This is a genomic window from Paraburkholderia sp. 31.1, assembly GCF_014397645.1.
Taxonomy (GTDB): Bacteria; Pseudomonadota; Gammaproteobacteria; order Burkholderiales; family Burkholderiaceae; genus Paraburkholderia; species Paraburkholderia tuberum.
Map to the genome: position 1 here is coordinate 62,845 of NZ_VZQN01000021.1, position 17,568 is coordinate 80,412.

At 62.6% G+C, this 17,568-nt stretch carries 17 protein-coding genes and 1 pseudogene; 7 read left to right on the forward strand and 11 right to left on the reverse strand.

Annotated features, from left to right (window positions below; translation table 11 throughout):
- The first annotated feature begins 218 nt into the window (after positions 1-218).
- Positions 219-755, forward strand: coding sequence for a class IV adenylate cyclase (locus tag F6X37_RS17845; protein WP_184051682.1), 537 nt, complete (start codon positions 219-221; stop codon positions 753-755).
- 86 nt (positions 756-841) lie between these two features.
- Here the strand turns inward: F6X37_RS17845 and F6X37_RS17850 are convergent, their stop codons facing one another.
- The gene (locus tag F6X37_RS17850; protein WP_187612236.1) at positions 842-1,333 is read right to left on the reverse strand and encodes an Lrp/AsnC family transcriptional regulator; all 492 of its coding nucleotides are present in this window, start codon (positions 1,331-1,333) and stop codon (positions 842-844) included.
- Between the two features lie 243 nt (positions 1,334-1,576).
- On the opposite strand from F6X37_RS17850, the pseudogene F6X37_RS36395 reads away from it, so the two are divergent.
- Positions 1,577-1,969: pseudogene (locus F6X37_RS36395) on the forward strand (phenylalanine 4-monooxygenase); the annotation flags it as partial.
- 116 nt (positions 1,970-2,085) lie between these two features.
- Complete coding sequence (locus F6X37_RS17860; RefSeq protein WP_187612237.1) at positions 2,086-2,376, forward strand: 4a-hydroxytetrahydrobiopterin dehydratase; 291 nt, start codon at positions 2,086-2,088, stop codon at positions 2,374-2,376.
- Positions 2,377-2,480: 104 nt separating this feature from the next.
- On the opposite strand, the gene F6X37_RS17865 is transcribed toward F6X37_RS17860, so the two are convergent.
- On the reverse strand, positions 2,481-2,705 hold the full coding sequence (locus F6X37_RS17865) for a DUF3717 domain-containing protein (protein ID WP_187612238.1): 225 nt from the start codon (positions 2,703-2,705) through the stop codon (positions 2,481-2,483).
- Between the two features lie 149 nt (positions 2,706-2,854).
- Here F6X37_RS17865 and F6X37_RS17870 point away from each other — a divergent pair, with 149 nt between their 5' ends.
- Positions 2,855-3,541, forward strand: coding sequence for a response regulator transcription factor (locus F6X37_RS17870; protein WP_013090980.1), 687 nt, complete (start codon positions 2,855-2,857; stop codon positions 3,539-3,541).
- 167 nt (positions 3,542-3,708) lie between these two features.
- On the forward strand, positions 3,709-5,223 hold the full coding sequence (locus F6X37_RS17875; RefSeq protein WP_187612239.1) for a sensor histidine kinase: 1,515 nt from the start codon (positions 3,709-3,711) through the stop codon (positions 5,221-5,223).
- An 83-nt stretch (positions 5,224-5,306) separates the two neighbouring features.
- Here the strand turns inward: F6X37_RS17875 and F6X37_RS17880 are convergent, their stop codons facing one another.
- The 7 genes from F6X37_RS17880 to mnmC form a co-directional block, all read right to left on the reverse strand.
- Positions 5,307-5,840 carry an SET domain-containing protein gene (locus tag F6X37_RS17880; RefSeq protein WP_187612240.1) on the reverse strand — a complete coding sequence of 178 codons (534 nt, stop codon included), beginning with the start codon at positions 5,838-5,840 and terminating at the stop codon, positions 5,307-5,309.
- Between the two features lie 213 nt (positions 5,841-6,053).
- A complete protein-coding gene (locus tag F6X37_RS17885) occupies positions 6,054-7,166 on the reverse strand; it encodes an NADH:flavin oxidoreductase/NADH oxidase (protein ID WP_184036845.1) in 1,113 nt (370 codons plus the stop codon).
- Positions 7,167-7,275: 109 nt separating this feature from the next.
- A complete protein-coding gene (locus F6X37_RS17890) occupies positions 7,276-7,989 on the reverse strand; it encodes a glutamine amidotransferase (protein ID WP_187612241.1) in 714 nt (237 codons plus the stop codon).
- 142 nt (positions 7,990-8,131) lie between these two features.
- Positions 8,132-8,770 (reverse strand): MarR family winged helix-turn-helix transcriptional regulator, encoded by a 639-nt coding sequence (locus tag F6X37_RS17895; RefSeq protein WP_090802348.1) that lies wholly within the window; start codon positions 8,768-8,770, stop codon positions 8,132-8,134.
- Positions 8,771-9,339: 569 nt separating this feature from the next.
- Positions 9,340-10,455 (reverse strand): YbdK family carboxylate-amine ligase, encoded by a 1,116-nt coding sequence (locus F6X37_RS17900; RefSeq protein WP_187612242.1) that lies wholly within the window; start codon positions 10,453-10,455, stop codon positions 9,340-9,342.
- A gap of 87 nt (positions 10,456-10,542) precedes the next feature.
- The gene (locus F6X37_RS17905; protein ID WP_090802344.1) at positions 10,543-11,748 is read right to left on the reverse strand and encodes a cation:proton antiporter; all 1,206 of its coding nucleotides are present in this window, start codon (positions 11,746-11,748) and stop codon (positions 10,543-10,545) included.
- A 904-nt stretch (positions 11,749-12,652) separates the two neighbouring features.
- On the reverse strand, positions 12,653-14,620 hold the full coding sequence (mnmC, locus tag F6X37_RS17910; protein ID WP_187612243.1) for a bifunctional tRNA (5-methylaminomethyl-2-thiouridine)(34)-methyltransferase MnmD/FAD-dependent 5-carboxymethylaminomethyl-2-thiouridine(34) oxidoreductase MnmC: 1,968 nt from the start codon (positions 14,618-14,620) through the stop codon (positions 12,653-12,655).
- 230 nt (positions 14,621-14,850) lie between these two features.
- Between mnmC and F6X37_RS17915 the strand changes: the two genes are divergently transcribed.
- The gene (locus F6X37_RS17915; RefSeq protein ID WP_090802341.1) at positions 14,851-15,048 is read left to right on the forward strand and encodes a hypothetical protein; all 198 of its coding nucleotides are present in this window, start codon (positions 14,851-14,853) and stop codon (positions 15,046-15,048) included.
- Between the two features lie 18 nt (positions 15,049-15,066).
- The gene (locus F6X37_RS17920; RefSeq protein ID WP_018418891.1) at positions 15,067-15,345 is read left to right on the forward strand and encodes an HU family DNA-binding protein; all 279 of its coding nucleotides are present in this window, start codon (positions 15,067-15,069) and stop codon (positions 15,343-15,345) included.
- Between the two features lie 147 nt (positions 15,346-15,492).
- On the opposite strand, the gene F6X37_RS17925 is transcribed toward F6X37_RS17920, so the two are convergent.
- A complete protein-coding gene (locus F6X37_RS17925; RefSeq protein ID WP_187612244.1) occupies positions 15,493-16,785 on the reverse strand; it encodes a GTP-binding protein in 1,293 nt (430 codons plus the stop codon).
- Positions 16,786-16,930: 145 nt separating this feature from the next.
- Positions 16,931-17,374 carry a lytic transglycosylase domain-containing protein gene (locus F6X37_RS17930; RefSeq protein ID WP_187612245.1) on the reverse strand — a complete coding sequence of 148 codons (444 nt, stop codon included), beginning with the start codon at positions 17,372-17,374 and terminating at the stop codon, positions 16,931-16,933.
- Between the last annotated feature and the right edge of the window lie 194 nt (positions 17,375-17,568).

Below are 17,568 nucleotides of genomic sequence, written 5' to 3' on the forward strand. Positions count from 1 at the left end.
CGTTGCGATATGAGCCTCGCTAATGCCCGCCCTCTCTACTTGTCCGCCGAGCTGAAACCGCTCCGTCACGAAGTTTTTGCTAGATTAGCGGTTTGCGCTCGCGCAGCGCCCTCGCACCTTTCCGTTCCGCCTGGCTTCGTCCTTCCCGGCGGCCTCCGCCCGGCAACACCAGCAACTCCGGAGCCGCCGGTCACTTCCCCCATCCACAGGAGCCTGACATGGCACGCAACATCGAAATCAAAGCCCGCGCCCAGCATTTCGACCAACTGCGCGAGCGCGCCGCACAGCTCGCGACGGACGCGCCGCTGATCTTCCGCCAGCAGGACTTTTTCTACGACGTGCCGCGCGGCCGCCTGAAGCTGCGCCAGTTCGACGACGGCACGCCGGCCGAGCTGATCTTCTATCAGCGCGACGACCGCGACGGCCCGAAGGCGTCGTACTACACGCGCAGTCCGGTGACGAATCCCGAAGCGATGCATGCGCTGCTCGCGACCGCGCTGACCACGCGCGGCATCGTCTCGAAAGAGCGGCACGTATATCTGAGCGGGCGCACGCGGATTCATCTGGATCGCGTCGACGGTCTCGGCGATTTCGTCGAACTCGAAGTGGTGCTCGCGCAGGACGACGACGAAGAAGGCGGCCACGCGGAAGCACAAGCGATGTTCAAGAGCCTTGGCGTATCGGAAGCGGATCTGGTGCCGGTCGCGTATGTCGATCTGCTGAATGCCGACGACGAGCCGCAGCGGGCGGCATAGAGATCCCGCCACCGCAGGGGCCGCGGCAAGGCATGCGCGGCTCCCTCTTCCTGTCAGTCGGCACTGCCGGCAACGGCTTCGAACCCTCAAACCGCCGCCGCCCCCGGCGCCAGATGCCCGAGCGGCAACGGCCCGTTGCGCTTGAACGTGGTCAGCACGATATTCGAGCGCACGCTATCGACACCCGGCACGCGCATCAGCTTCTTCATCACGAAGGTCGACAGGTAATTCAGATCCGGCACGACGATGCGCAGCAGATAGTCGGCATCGCCGACGACCGCGTGACATTCGAGCACTTCGGGCAGCAAGTCGATCTGCTGCTGAAACTGCTCGATGATCGAATCGCCGTGATGCTTCAGCTTCAGGCTCGTGAAAGCGGTGACGCCAAGCCCAAGCTTTTCGGGCCGCAGCACGACGCGATAGCCATCCACCACACCGACCTGTTCCAGCCGTTGCAGGCGTCGCCCGATCTGCGACGGCGACAGCGGCACCTGCTCCGCCAACTGCTGATGCGTGGCGCGGCCGAAGCGCTGCAGCACGTCGAGCAGCGCGAGATCGAAGTGGTCGAGTTCAAGCATGGTGATATCCCGCATTAATCTGCCATTTAGCGCACGATTATCGCATAACCATCCGCTTATACGCGAAACTTGCGCCCTTTCCGCACGTGCTCCGCTCTACACTCGCATACGCCAATTTCAGGCAATTCGTCTTGCAGCAGCCTCGCCATGTCCACCGCCAGCACCGCCAAACTCAAGGAACAGTTCGACGCCGTCTCGAGACCCGCGCCGACTTCACGATCGATCAGCCCGCTTGAGCGCTACGGCCCGCTGCCGCTGCTCGCGCGGGTCTATTGGTACACAGTGGAGTTCGGGCTGATCCGCGATGACCCGAGTCCGAACGGCGTGAAGATCTACGGCGCGGGCATCGTTTCGAGCAAGGCGGAGACGCTGGATAGCCAGCGAAGCGCAGCGCCGAACCGACTCGGCTTCGCGCTGGAACGCGTGATGCGCACGCGTTATCGCATCGATACGTTCCAACAATATTTCGTCATCGATGACTTCGCGCAACTTTTCCACGTCGCGCAAACCGACTTCGCGCCGCTGCTGACGAAGCTCGCCAACGCACCTGCCTACGCGGCGGGCGACCTGTTCGACGGCGACTGCGTGATTACGCGCGGAATCCGCGAGGGTTGGAACACCGGCGGCGACGTTTGAACGAAAAGCCATCGCAAACCGATCCGGCCCAGCGTGCGGCGAGCGTTGCGCAACCATGAAAAAATGACGGATTCGTCCGCCTGCCGGCGAGCGAGTTCGACGAGCGAGGTAACACCATGATTCAGAAACTGACTTCCGACGAGCGAACCCAGCAACTGGCGAAACTGAATGGCTGGCAAAGCGTGGCTGAGCGCGATGCGATTCGCCGCGCGTTCGAGTTCGCCGACTTCAACGAGGCCTTCGGCTTCATGACGCGCGTCGCGATCAAGGCGCAGGAGATGGACCACCATCCCGAGTGGTTCAACGTGTACAACAAGGTCGACATCACGCTGTCCACCCATGAAGCGAACGGCGTGACCGAACGCGACATCGCGCTTGCCGCATTCATCGACGGGATTACTATGTAATACCAATAATTACGGGCCTTTATGCGTGTTTATGCATAACTCGCCGCCTAATCAGGTGACCATGAAAGGACAATGCAGGCAATTCCTTAGGCAAACCTTCAGTTCTACAGGCTATTGTTAAGTTGAACGTAAGCTTCCCAGGCCTGCCGTGCAATCGGGTCGAAACGATCGAGTGATAGCGACTGCTGACGCTGTACAATCAGCAGCGCATACGGCTTGGAGAGCGCGCTTGCCTCCTTGCACAGAACGTGTTCGTCGCCGCTTGAAGGTGAGCGGGTGCGCCAGAAGTTGATCGCGGCTTCCAGTTCGTGAATGCTGATCTCGGACATGACTTCGTGATGGCTGGCACGGTGCTTCGATTCGGCTCGACAGCTGCTTCGTGGCGCGTCTGCCGCCGCTTCGCACGCTGGCTGTGTAGCAGGCGCCCCGGCGAACCGCTTGCCCAAACGCCTAAACCCATTGTACTTGAGCGAAATCCATGCGACTCCTTCTGATCGAAGATGACCGCCCCATCGCGCGCGGCATCCAAAGCAGTCTCGAACAAGCCGGCTTCACCGTCGACATGGTCCATGACGGCATCTTTGCCGAGCAGGCCCTCACGCAAAATCGCCACGAACTCGTGATCCTCGATCTGGGTCTGCCAGGCATCGACGGCATGACGCTGCTGTCGCGTTTCCGCCAGAGCAACCGTCACACGCCGGTGATCATCCTGACCGCGCGCGACGAACTGAACGACCGCGTGCAAGGCCTGAACTCGGGCGCGGACGACTACATGCTGAAGCCGTTCGAGCCGGCCGAGCTCGAAGCGCGTATTCGCGCGGTGATGCGCCGCAGCGGTCCTCACGGTGACATGCCGCGTCCGGAAGTGTCGCTGGGCGGCGTGCGGCTGTCGGGCGTCGACCGCCGCATCTTCAACGACGACAAACCGCTCGAACTGTCGCCGCGCGAATTCGCGGTGCTCGAAATGCTGCTGCTGCGTCATGGCCGCGTCGTCAGCAAGGCGCAACTACAGGATCATCTGACACACTTCGGCGGCGACCTCGGCGATACCGCGATCGAAGTCTACGTGCACCGCGTGCGCAAGAAGCTCGAGAACTGCCGTGTCGAAATCGTCACCGTGCGTGGCTTTGGCTACCTGTTGCAGGAAATTCGCCAGGCCGCATAATCGTCGTGAAGGCCGCGCATTGCGTCGCGGCCTGACGGCCCCGGAGCGGCGCCGCGCATCGGCTGTGCCCGAGGCGCCTTGTGCCGGGCCCCGGGCCGTCTCAAGGCGCCTCGCGCCATTACTACCGCAGTTGCCACCGCAGTCACAACTTTCCCGCGCGTTCGATCATGCACCAGCCGGCCGCCAATAGTCTGCGCCGCACGCTGCTGCGGCGCCTCGCTGCTCCCCTGTCGCTGCTCGCGCTGATGAGCGGCCTGATCGCTTACTGGCTCGCATGGCAGTACACGCAGCACGTGGTCGACCGTTCGCTCGCGGACCTCGCGACCGCGATCTCCAAACAGATCCAGATTGCCGGACCGGAAGCGCCGATCACGGTGCCGCCGCTCGCGCAGGCGATGTTCTCCGACCCGGTCGAACATCTGGTCTACCGGATCAGCACCGGCGACACCGAAATCGCCGGCGATCACAATCTGCCGCTGCAAGGCACCAACGTGCGCCGCATGCATTACGCGTACGTGTTCGAGACGCAGCACGAAGGCGTGACCGTGCGGGTCGCTCAGGTGCGCGTCGATCAGCCGAGCGGTAATCCGATCGTCGTCGAAGTCGGCCAGCCCGTGCATCACCGCTTCCGCATCGCCGCCGAGTTCCTCGTCGCGATCATGATGCCGTTATTGCTGCTGCTGCTAGCCGGCTGGGTGATCGTGTGGCGCGTCGTCAATCAGCAGCTCAATCCGCTGACGGCGCTCGCCGATTCACTGAACCGGCAAACGCACACGTCGCTCGAGCCGGTCGACGAAACCTATGTGCCGGTCGAGATCCGTCCGCTGACGGGCGCGCTGAACGCGTTGCTCGATCGTCTGAAAGCCGCCCTCGATGCGCAACGTAAATTCATCGCCGATGCCGCGCATCAGCTGCGCACGCCGCTCACCGCCGTGAAGCTGCATGCGGAGCAGGCGGTCGTCGCACGCGATCCGCAGCAGACGCTCGCTGCCGTGCGCGAACTGCGCGCCGCGGCCGATCGCGCCGTGCGGCTGTCGAATCAATTGCTGTCGCTCGCGCGCGCCGAGCCGGGCGAACAGGCGGCCCGCTTCGTCAATGTCGACATGGCCGCGCTCGCGTTCGACACCGGCGCCGAATGGGTGCCGCGCGCGCTACCGGTACACGTGGACCTCGGCTTCCAGCGTCTCGACGATCCGTCCAACGATGACCCGCTGATGGCGCGCGGCAACCCTGTGCTGCTCCATGAAGTGATCGCGAATCTGCTCGATAACGCGCTGAAGTATGTGCCGCCTTCGCGGGCCGACGGCGGGCGTATCACGGTCACAGTTTCGCAGACGCTGATCGACGATCTGCGCATGGCCGAGATCGTCGTCGAAGACAACGGGCCGGGCGTGCCGCGTTCGCAGCAGTCGGATCTGTTCAAGCGATTCTTCCGCGGCGACGGGCAGACCGAGGCGGGCGTCGACAGCGGCGCGGGTCTGGGCCTCGCGATCGTCCACGACATCATGGTGCTGCATCATGGCAGCGTGCATTACGAGGACGCACCGGAGGGCGGCGCACGCTTTATCGTGAGGATTCCGTTGCTGCCGCCCGGTGCGTCCGCAGGCGCTGCCACCGCCAACGATGCCAACGCACGGCGCGCCACGAAAAAACCGGCGCACTCGGCGCCGGTCGATTTGTAGAAGGTTTGCCCGGCTGCCGCGGCGGCGTTCGCCTCAGCGCTTCGATCAGCGCAGACAGCTACCGCCGCGCAGCGACCCGCGGCTCATTTCTTCTTCGATTTCTTCGCCGATTTGCTCGACTTTTCCCCCTTGTCGGCGCCTTTACCCGACTTGCCGCCGCCCTTGCCCTTCTGCGGCGGCGCCAGCATCGTGCCGCGGCACTTGCGCGCGCCGCAGCGGCATTCGTATTCCTTTTTCAGCTTTTTCGTCTGACGCGCGTCGATCACGAGGCCGTAGTCGTAAAAGACTTCCTCGCCCTCCGCGATATCGCGCACCGCATGCACGTACACGTGTCCGTCGATTTCCTCGGCTTCGCAGTTCGGCGCGCATGAATGATTGATCCAGCGCGCGCTATTGCCGTTCACCTTGCCGTCGATGACCTTGCCGTTATCCAGCGCGAAATAAAACGTGTGATTCGGTTCAGCCGGATTATGCGGATGGCGGCGCAACGCTTCTTTCCAGGTAATCCGCTCGCCCTTGTATTCGATCAGTCGCTCGCCGGCCGCGATCGGTTCGAGAGCAAACACGCCTTTGCCGTGCACACCCGAACGGCGCACGGCGATCCTGCGTGAATTCATTGAATGAATCCTTGTGAAGAACTGGGGAATCAAATCTGGCAATCGTCAGGCACGTCGTGCGCGCGGCTTTTTTCTGACGCGAATAGCAAACGCGGCGCCCTGAAAGCGCCGCGTCGACTTGCGACGCGCACCGCGCCACAACCGGCATCCTACACGTTGTCCACGGCTTCCTTCAACCGTCAGCCGATGCGTTCGTTCAACGTGCGACGGGCGTCACCGTTGACCAAACGAAATGTCGCCGAACAGCGCTTTCTGCTCACGCGGTTGTGAACGCCAGTACTGCGGCGGCGCTTCGACGGTCGCACCGAGGTTAGCGGCGGCGTGCCACGGCCAGCGGGGGTTATAGAGCAGCGCGCGAGCCAGCGCGATCAGATCGGCATCGCCCGCTTCGATCAGCTGCTCGGCGTGCAGCGGATCAGTGATGAGTCCGACGCCGATCGTCGTCAGACCGGTTGCGTGCTTGACCGCCTTCGCGAACGGAATCTGATAGCCCGGCTCGAGCGGAATTTGCTGCAGCGGCGAGACACCGCCCGACGACACGTCGATCCAGTCGCAGCCGCGCTTTTCCAGCTCGTGTGCAAACGCGATCGTGTCTTCGAGCGTCCAGCCGCCTTCGACCCAGTCCGTCGCCGACACGCGCACGCCGACCGGTTTGTCGGCAGGAAATGCGGCACGCACGATGTCGAAGATTTCGAGCGGAAAACGCATGCGGTTTTCGACCGAGCCGCCGTAGTCGTCGGTGCGCTGATTGGCGATCGGCGACAGGAACTGATGCAGCAGATAGCCATGGGCGGCATGCACTTCGAGCGCATCGATGCCAAGACGCGCGGCACGCCGCGCGGACGCGGCGAACGCCTCGCGAATCCGGTTCAGGCCGACGACATCGAGCGCGAGCGGCGGCTCCTCGCCCGGCTTGTGCGGCAGCGCCGACGGCGCATGCGGCAGCCACCCGCCTTGCGACACCGAAATCAGCTGGCCGCCTTCCCACGGCACGTGGCTCGATGCCTTGCGGCCCGCGTGCGCCAGTTGCATCGTCACGTTGACGTGCGAATGCTTGCGGATCGCGGCCAGCACCGGCACGAGCGCCTCTTCGGTCGCGTCGTCCCACAAGCCGAGATCGCCGGGGGTGATGCGCCCGTCCGGCTCGACGGCGGTTGCTTCGATGCACAGCATGCCCGCGCCGGACAGCGCGAGACCGCCGAGGTGAATCATGTGCCAGGCGGTCGCTTCGCCGCGTTCGGCGGAGTACTGGCACATCGGGGAGACGACGATCCGATTGGGAAGCGTCACGCTACGCAGCGTGAGCGGAGAGAAAAGCGCGCTCATGGATTACGCCCAGTGAAAGCCCGAGAGCGATCGAGGATAGCACCGCACGCGGTTTACTGCATGAACGTGGCACCTGGCTGGACGCTTACGTCGCCATTCGGCTAGCCATTCAGGCTTGCGTCTCGACGTGATCGAGCCATTCGCCGAACATGCGGCACGCGGCGGCTTCGAGCACGGGACCGTATCGGCCGGTGTCGGCGCGCAACTGACGCGCGTCGATGCCGTGGCCCGAGAGTTCGTTCGCATTCCCTATCAGCCAAGGTTCGAACCGATCGGTGCGGATCTCGGGATGACACTGTAAGCCCAGTACGTGATCGCCCCATGCGAAGGCCTGATTCTCGCAAGCCGGAGTCGATGCCAGACGGGTCGCGTTGGCCGGCAGATCGAAGGTGTCGCCGTGCCAATGCAGCATCGAGGTATGAGCGCCATCGAGATGACGCAGCGGCGAGGCGCGGCCGGCATCGGTCAGCCTGAGCGGCGTCCAGCCGAGTTCGGCCTGAGCCGCGGGGTAGACGCGCGCACCGAGCGCCCGCGCGATCAGTTGTGCGCCAAGGCAGATACCGAGTGTCGGCAGGCCGGCCGCGATGCGTTTTTCGATCAACGACAGCAGCGGCGCGAGCGTGGGGTACAGCGCGTCGTCGGTAGCGCTGATGGGGCCGCCCAGCACGACCATCAGCGACGCGGCAACCGGATTGGGCGCCTCGATACGGGCAACGCCCACATCGAGATAACGGACCGGACGCCCGCGCTCGCCGAGCACGAGCTCGAGACTGCCCAGATCCTCGAAGTGCACATGGCGGATGGCGAGTACTTCCCGATTCATCGGCCTGCCCTATCTTCAGGTTGACTAACGACCTGCCGCCAACGACTTTATCCTTGCACGGCACCAGCCGGCAAGCAGGCGGCGCATACCGCCCGCCGTCGCCGGCCAGGCCATGTTAGCGGATTGCCCAGGAAGACGCCTGTTATTGGGCGAAGATCTTCCAGGTCTTCTTCTGGGTGGCGACGTCCGCCGTTTCATGCACGGAGCAGTCGAGACGCACATCGGTGTCCAACATGTTCAGGTCGAGCAGCGCGCAGTGATGCGGCGTCTTCTTCGGATTCTTGCTCGGCTGGAAATGCGTGCAGCTCAGGCACATACGATGCGACGGAATCGTGTTTTGCGCTTCGAGCTGATAGATGGTCTTGAGCAGCGTGCGATAGAACACGGACTGCTCGTCGTCGCGCAGCGTGCCGACCGCCTTCGAGAGGAAGTCCGGCCATTGCGCGGCGCGTTTGGCAGCGGTGCGGCCACGCGAGGTCAGACGTACCGCGAGCGCGCGACCGTCGTCGAGTGCGCGACGCTTTTCGACGAGGCCCTTGGTCTCGAGCGTGCTGACCGCATCGCTGGTGGTCGCGGCAGTCAGCGCCGTTTCACGCGCGATTTCGCCGAGACGCATCGGCCCCTTACGTTGCATCAACAGCACGAGGATCTCGCCCTGGGTCGGCGTAAGGCCCGCGCCTTCCGCCCATTCCCAAGCCTGGCTTCGCATCGCCGTGCTCAATCGCAAGAGGCTGTGGGTCACTCGCCCGGCTGCCTGTTCTCCGTATACGCCTTCGCTCATAATCTTCGATCGTTTATTTACCGCTTTGGTGCAATGCCGGCGGCTGCCTGCCGGAGTACACCCGTTGCGTGTGTGGGGTAGCTTCGTCCAACCGCGGATGAAACCGTTTGTACTATCTCAAAAATACACCGTCTTGGAAGCCGAAGGCGGCGAAAAACGACATTCTATGCGACAGCGGCTAATCGTACAGCTAACTTATCCAACGCAAGCTGTGGATAAGCAGGGGAAAACGTTTGGACAGCCTGTGTACCGTTTTGCAACAAGCACTTGCAGCGTGTTGAGCGTTTCCTCGGTTGCGCTTGCCAGGCGTGGCCGGAGCCCGTTTTACGAGCCCAGTTATCATTTCCCCAGCGCATTGACTTTGCAGGAAATTATTCAGTTGTCCACAGCCTTTGGCAATGCCTGCTTACGACTACTACGCTGGTATACGTAAACTTTCGAAAAACCTGAAGGGTTGCGCGCGCGAAAAACCATAAAAATTTTCTTACGAAAAAAAACCCGCACGCGGCGGGTTTCGTCGGAACGTCGCGTAGCTGGCGCACGCAAACGGTTTCAGGAAGTCTTCGCGACTAGGCGCGCCATTGCAGACACTGCTGGCGTACTGCTTCGTGCAAGGACTTTTCCTGCGCAAACACACTGCGCAGCCACGTCGCGTCGTTGACCTGACCGCGCGCGATCGCGCCGACTTCGGCCAGCGCATTCACCGAGCCGAGCGCTTCCGCATGCGGTCCGATCTGTTCGAGCGTTTCCAGAATATCTTCGGAAATCGTCTTGCGTTCACCGGTTTGCGGATTGATGCAGGTGCCACCGAGTCCGAACCGGCAGGCTTCGAAACGGTTGAACGTGTAGACCAGATAGTCGTCTTCCTGCGGCGTGATCGGCTTATCGAGCAACAAATGACGCGCGAGCGTCTGGATGTAGCAGGCGATCGCCGCGGCGCGATCCACCGAAAACGGTGTATCCATCACGCGGACCTCAATCGTGCCGAAGCCCGGCTTCGGACGGATATCCCAGTAGAAATCCTTCATGCTGTTGACCACGCCCGTGTGGACCATCTTCGAGAAATACTCCTCGAAGCTGTCCCACGTCAGCACGAACGGCGCGCGGCCCGACAGCGGAAACGCGAACACGGAATTCAGACGTGCCGAATGAAATCCGGTATCGACGCCCTGTACGAAAGGCGACGACGCGGACAACGCAATGAAATGCGGGATGAAGCGCGACATCGAATGCAGCAGATACAGCGCGCTGTTCGGATTCGGGCAACCGATGTGCACGTGCTGGCCGAACACGGTGAACTGCTTCGCGAGATAGCCGTATAGCTCGGAAATATACTGAAAGCGCGGCGTATCGACGATCTGCCGCTCGCTCCATTGCTGGAAAGCATGGGTGCCGCCACCGCACAGACCGACGTTCAGATGATCGGCCGCGGACACCAGCGTGTCGCGAATCTTGCGCAGATCGGTGACCGCCTGTTCGTGCGACGTGCAGATCCCGGTCGACAGCTCGATCATGCTTTCGGTGATTTCCGGCGTGATATTGCCGGGGATTTTTTCGTCCTTGATGAGGCGCAGCAGATCCGTGCCGGCTTTGGTCAGATCATAGTCATGCGTATTGACGATCTGCATTTCGAGCTCGATACCGAACGTGAACGGTTTCGAGTCGATGAAGGGTTCGAGTGACATGGCGTCCCCTGAGTCAGGTCGTTTGAGGCGAAGGAATTGAAAGACGGGTTCGTGAAACGCGCATGGCAGCCCATGCGTGTTTCACGCTTACCCCTCGCGCCGCTCGGCGACGAGCGCGAGGCTGCGATAGACGAGCCACGGCCCGAGAATCTGCAGCACGAAAATCGAACACATAGCGATTGCGCGCAGCTGCGGATCGAAGTTCGGATACAGGTTGTACGTGTCGTCGACGAGCAGATACGCGAGCGCCGACATCGGTGACAAGGACAGGCCGAGCGCGATGCCCTGCTTCAAGTTCAGGCCGCTCGGCTTCGCGAACGCCAGCACGCCGACCAGCTTCGCGACGAGGCGAGCAACGATCAGACCCAGCGCGGCGACTCCGCCCAACGCGATGTGCTTCCATTCGAACGACGTCAGCGTCAGCACGAACAGGATCACCGTCAGCAGCCAGCCCGCGGTGCCGAAATGCTCCGGCCACAACTGCGGACGCACTTCGTGATTCTTCACGATGATGCCCGCGGCGAGCAGCGCGAGAATCGTCGACAGCTTGAACAGATGCGCGATCGCGATCGCGAGCAGCACGAGACCGAACAGCGCCACGAACGAATGCTCGTCCTGCATGTTCAGGCGCCGATAGAAGAACGTGCAGGTGCGCGCGAGCAGATACGCGAGCACGAGCGAGCCGACCAGCAGGTACAACGGCTGCAGGATGGTCGCGAACACGTTGCCGTAAACCTCCTGATGCAGCCAGCTCGACACGAGCTTTTCGATCACGACCGCGTACATGCTGTTCAGCGCGGTCAAGGTCAGAAGACGCTGCGTGACCTGGCCTTCCGCGCGTAGTTCGGTTTTGAGCTGGATCACCATCGCGGGCGATGTCGCCATCGCGATCGCGGCGAGTACGGTCGCGACCATCAGCGGCACGTGCAGAAACAGCAACACGGGCAGCACCAGCACGAAAGTCAGCGTGGCTTCGGCGACGCTCGACAGAATCAGCCACGGATTACGGCGGATCCAGCGCAGATCGAGCCGGCTGCCGAGTTCGAACAGCAACAGGCCGAGCGCGACGTCGAGCAGCGGCCGCGCGGCGCTCGCGGAATCCGCATCGATCACGCCAAAGCCTGCCGCGCCGGCCACGAGTCCGATCACCGCATAGCCGGAAATGCGCGGTAAACGCCACGCGCGATAGCAAAGCTCGCCGCACAGACCGGCGGCAAGCAATGCAAGACCCGCCCAGAAAATGGCGTCGGGCGAAAGCGGCCACGCTGGCAAAAACGAAAACGCCGAATTCATCGTAATGGGTTCTCCTTGGCAGCAACGGCAGACGACACGAACCGGCGCACACGCACGCCGTCACGAGCGCACGGGGAGCGCACGTTGTCGCAAGCGCTTCGCGAAATCAGCGTTGCGAGGTTTCAATGATCGGATGATCGGAATGCGCCACGGCCGCGAAGAACCGCACGGAGTCGGGCACATACACGGGATGCGGCAGTAGCAACAGGCATGCTGAAGGAACGCCGTCGACCTTGAATCAGATTCTGTTTGACCGGCACCGTTCCATTGCTGCGCGTGCCGTCAGTTGCTGTGGCACGACGCGGAAAAACGGGGATTGTGCCATAGCTTTTTCCGGGTTAACCGAAAAGACGTTAACTCGCAGGCAAAACGGTAAAAAAGAACGTTATTTTCCCAGTGAACGGAAAAAGCGACCTTTTTTCGAGGTATCGCATCAGTTTCGACCACGTCGCAAACGGCGAATCCGCTCCCGGGGGTTGCCGCTGCTACGGTGATTTCGATGCGCGGTTTTGTCGTTAACGCAAGCCCGATAGGCGGGGCGTTAGCCCCCGTCTTTGCTGTTTACTGGTTTACCGTATGTATACGTAGTAACAGTTAACAAGCTGCCTCCGTTTCTGTGGATAACCTATGTTTACCGAAACAAATCATCGAGTTCCCGGCCGCATAACCGGATGCACAGCATGTGCGGCTGCTGCCGGTATACGCGAGCAACTTTTCGCACTTTTTCGCGATGTCCCAGTTACCCCGTTTACGTCCACAACGGTTCCACACGACTTGCGCCGGTTAACCGCGCGGTTATCCACAGGTCGCAGTGGATAAGCCGGAATCCTGGTTCACCTGGTTTACAGGGCGGGCGGAGTTAACGTGCCGGGCGCAGAGATAACTTCGCAATGGTCGAAGCCGGTTAACCGATCGTTCCCTGTCGCAAGGCGCGCAGCAGAAAACGCCCAGGGTCGATGTCTTCCGCGAGATCGCGTTCGAGCGGCCACGGCTCGCCTTCGATCTGCGAGGCGATCAGTTCAGCGCCGAGCGCGGCCCACACCAGCCCGCGAGAACCATAAGCGAATGCGCCGTACAGACCGTCGAGGCGCGGCAGATCGAGCGGCCATGCGCCGCGCAGGCGGGCAGCATCGCGGGCGGCAGCGGCTTCGTCGGCGAACTGGCCGATCATCGGCATGCGATCCGAGCTCACGCAGCGAAACGCAACGCGTCCGCCGAGCGAGGTCAGCGGCGCGGCATCGAGTGCGCTTGCGAACGACGGCAACATCTGCGCGACGCGCTCGATATTCTCGCGATGACCGTCCGCGCGCAGCGACGTGTCGGGGTCGTCGAGTTCATAGGTCGCGCCTGTCAGCGTGACATCGTTCGCGAGCGGCACGGCGTAGCCCTCGCCGATCACCGGCAGCGCGAGCGGCGCGACGGTACCCGCCGGCAGCAAGCTCAACTGACCACGAATGCTGCGGGTCGGCGCATGACGCAAGCCAGCGATGCGCGCAGCTTCATGCGCACCAGCGACGATCACGACCGGCGCTCGCGCGACTACCTTTCCCGCGATATCGAAGACGGTCCACTGATCGCCGGCACGTTCGAGCCGCGCGACCTCGACACCGAAGCGTCGTTCGAGCAAGCCGCCTGCCGATGCGAATTGCGCCGCGCACAGCGAAGCCGGATCGATCCAGCCGCCGCGCGGAAAGAACCAGCCGCCACGCGCGAGCGGCACGCCGGCGAGTCGCTCGGCATCGGACGCGCACACCGGCGTCACGTAGTCGGACGGATAGCGGAACGCGCCAATGGCCTCGCCGATTGCGCGCGCCTCGTCGTCGTCCGCGGCGATCTGCAGCAGACCGCGATCGCCGCGCGCGAGCCGATGCCCTGCACTTTCGAGCGCGGCCCAACGATTGAGCGCGTACAGAAAGCCCGCCCGCGTGACGCGCGACGCGACGCTGTCGTCGCGCGAAATCATTGGGTGGAATACGCCGGCTGGATTGCCAGACGCATCTTGTGCAACCGACGCATGCCGCTCGAGCGAAGTCACGCGCCAGCCGCGCGCCGCAAGCCGCTCGATCACCGCGCAGCCGGCCAGTCCCGCACCGATCACGACCGCGTGTCGTTCGTCGTGCCCGAACGGCGCGGGCGGCTCATAACGGCGCACACGCCAGCGCGGCGCGAAGCGACCGACCAGCATCGCGCGTTTCCAGCCGAAGCCGTCGACCTTGCGATACTCGAAGCCGCATTGCGTCAATGCGCGTTTGACGTCGCCCGCGCTGCTATAGGTGGAGAAGGTCGCGTCATCGCCCGCGACGCGCGCGAGCGCCTTGAAGATCGCCGGGCTCCACAGCTCTGGATTTTTCGCGGGCGCAAAGCCATCCAGATAGAACGCATCGGCACGCAGCCGCAGTGTGGGCAGGCTGTCGAGCGCATCGGCGAAGATCAACGTCAGCACGACGCGGCCGCCTTCGAATTCGACCCGGTGCGTGCCGGGCACGAGCATCGGCCAAGCGTTCGCGAGCGTGTCCGCGAGCCCGGCGATCAGCGGATCGGAGATCGTCGTTGCGTGAACGCGGCGCAGATCGGCGGCGCTAAACGGATGCTTTTCGGTCGACACGAAATGCAGCCGCTCGCAGCGAGCCGGATCGGCGCGCCATGCGGCCCACGTGACGAGAAAGTTGATGCCGATGCCAAAGCCGGTTTCGAGCACGGTGAACGTACGGCGGCTCTGCCATCTTTCGGGCAATTCGTTGCCGCGCAGAAAGACGTAGTGAGCCTGCTCGAGCGCGCCGACGGCGCTGTGATAGATGTCGTCGTAGTGTGGTGAAAAGGGGTTGCCGTTGTCGCGGAAAGCGAGGACGGCGGGGATCAGCGGATCGGTCATGCGCGACGGGAAAACTCGCTCAAAAGGTCGCTCGAAAGAGCGGGTTCGATGGTTCGAGCCGGCGCGCGCTGCGCGCGAGTCGCCGTAAAAGACCCATCAGGACGCATTTAGACGCTTTGCTGCGTTGGCAAAAACCAACGCTAACCCCCGCCAGGACTGGGTTTCAGCCCTCGTTTAGGGGGTGCTGAGGGGCAAAATTTCGATTTCCTTGCAAGAACGGCCCGAAAACCGTGCAATTCCTCGAAACCCTTATCCTGATTGGGTTTGCGCTGCGCTATCATAGCAAGCGCCGCGAAGGGAGCGGCAGCACGGCCGCCGAACAGGGTTTTGTCCGTCGCGGGAGATCGTCAGGATCAGGGCCGCAGCTGCTCGACGGCGCGGTGCGCGCACGTATAATCGGCGCGGTCGCGCTGTTCGTATCAACCTAAACTCAGAAAGGAACCTTAATGAACAAACAGGAACTGATCGACGCTGTCGCAGGACAGACGGGCGCCAGCAAGGCTCAAACCGGTGAAACGCTGGACACGTTGCTTGAAGTGATCAAGAAGTCTGTGTCGAAGGGTGAGGCGGTCCAGTTGATTGGCTTCGGTAGCTTTGGTTCGGGCAAGCGCGCAGCGCGTACGGGTCGTAATCCGAAGACCGGCGAAACTATCAAGATCCCGGCTGCCAAGACCGTCAAATTCACGGCAGGCAAGGCGTTCAAGGACTCGGTCAACAAGCGCTAGGCAGATTCCTGCCGGGCAGTTGACACCCGCGAGAAAAACCCGCCAGTGGCGGGTTTTTTTTCGTCCATGCATATGGTTCAAGCGCGGGACGTGCTTCGTTCAGTCATGACGATGCGCGTTCCCGCCGTGGTCATGTCCGCCATGTTCTCAGTCGTCGCCGTGCCCGTGATGATGATGGCCGCGATCATCATCATGATCGTGGTCGTCGAACTCCCACGCCGGGAACGGATCAGGGAACTGCTGCCAGGCTTGCTGCCCGAGCGCGTATTCGTCGTCGGTGAGCAGACAGGCGTCGAACTTCGCGCGCCAGATGGCGGGGTCGATATCCACGCCGATCAGCACGAACTCCTGACGACGATCGCCGATGCTGGTATCGTCCGGCGCGCCGTACCAGTCGGCGGCGATTTCGGCGGCCAGCTCGTCGTCGCCTGCCGGCCATTCGCTGCGATCCTGCGCGGCCCACCACATGCCCGCCGGACCGTGCCGGCAAGCGCCACCGGCCTGCGATAGCGAACCGCCGATATCGTTGCGCGTCGCGAGCCAGAAGAATCCCTTGCTACGCAGTACGCCCTTCCACTGCCGATGCAGCAGCTCCCACAGCCGCTGCGGATGAAACGGCCGGCGTGCGCGATAGACGAAATGGCCGACGCCGTATTCGTCGGCTTCGCTGCGATGCATGTGGCCGTGTTGACCGCCGTGCTCGTGCTCGAGTGCCGCGAGCCAGCCCGGCGCATTCGACGCTTCGTCGAAATCGAAGCGTCCGGTGTTCACGATCTGCTCGAGCGGCACGTCGGCGAAGCGGCTCAGGAGCTGCACCGCGCGCGGGTTCAGGCGTGCGAGGATGCGCTGCAATCGCGCGAGTTCGTCGGCGCTGACGAGATCGATCTTGTTCACGACGAGCACGTTACAAAACTCGATCTGCTCGATCAGCAATTCGACGATCGTACGGTCGTCGTCTTCGTCGACCGTAATGCCGCGTTCGGCGAGCGCATCGGCCGACGCATAATCGCGCAGGAAGTTGAACGCATCGACGACCGTGACCATCGTATCGAGCCGCGCGACGTCGCCGAGCGACGCGCCTTCGTGGCCCTCGAATGTAATGGTTTCGGCACTCGACATTGGCTCGGCGATGCCGCTCGATTCGATCACGAGCGCGTCGAAGCGATTTTCGCCGGCGAGGCGACGGATTTCGTTTTGCAGCTCGTCGCGCAGCGTGCAGCAGATACAGCCGTTCTTGAGTTCAACGACCTGCTCGTCGACGCTCGACAGGTCGGCCGCCTGGCGCACGAGCGTCGGGTCGATATTGACCGCGGCGAGATCGTCGACGATCGCGGCGACGCGCAAACCGGCGCGATTCGCAAGGATGTGATTCAGGAGCGTGGTCTTGCCGGCGCCCAGAAAACCGGAGAGCACGGTGATGGGCAATAGCGGCTGGTTCATCGCGGTACGGAATACGGGAGGATTGAAAGGCGTGCCGGGGGCGGGGCCAAATGGTCGGCGTCGCTGCGACGGCGCGACAGCAGCATGAAGCCGCATTGTGCATTAAAACGGGCGCAGCCTGCGCAAGCGACGGCGCTGGACAAGCCTACTGCGCGGGCATCAACTTCCACCTGCGCAGAATCGCGGCGATCTGTTGCGAGTATTTGTCCCGCAACGCCGGCGTCTCAGAGTGGTATGCTCCGACCGCCTGCCAGGTATTGCCGTACTTGTTCATCTGGCGGCGCAGATGCCACGCCGCGATATAAACGTTCTTGCACGGCTCCATCAGCGTGCCCTGCGAGATCCCGTACTGGGCGAGCACCGGCAGATGCACCGAATTGATCTGCATCACACCGTAATCGGTCGAGCCGTTCGCGTTCTTGTGCTGCGCATCCGGCCGGTTGTGCGACTCCTGCCACGCGATAGCCCGTAAAATCAATGGGTTGACCTTCTGATACTTCGCCGCTTCGTCGAAGCAGTCGGCGCGCGCGGAGCCGGCTGCGACGAGCAGCGCGAGCGTGGCGGCAACGGTGACGAGCGGACGTTTCATCGGTCAACAGGACTGGATAAACCCGAGGTAAGAATCGGTAAGGCAGTTTGCCGGCCGCATTTCGGCCGCAACGGCAAGCTGGCCGGGCATTTGTCGAGCATCGGGGAAAACCCGCGTCAGCAAACACATAGCAGTGAGTCGAACGGCTCGTATCATACCGGCAGTCCGACCTTCGTCAAGTTGGCTAACCGACA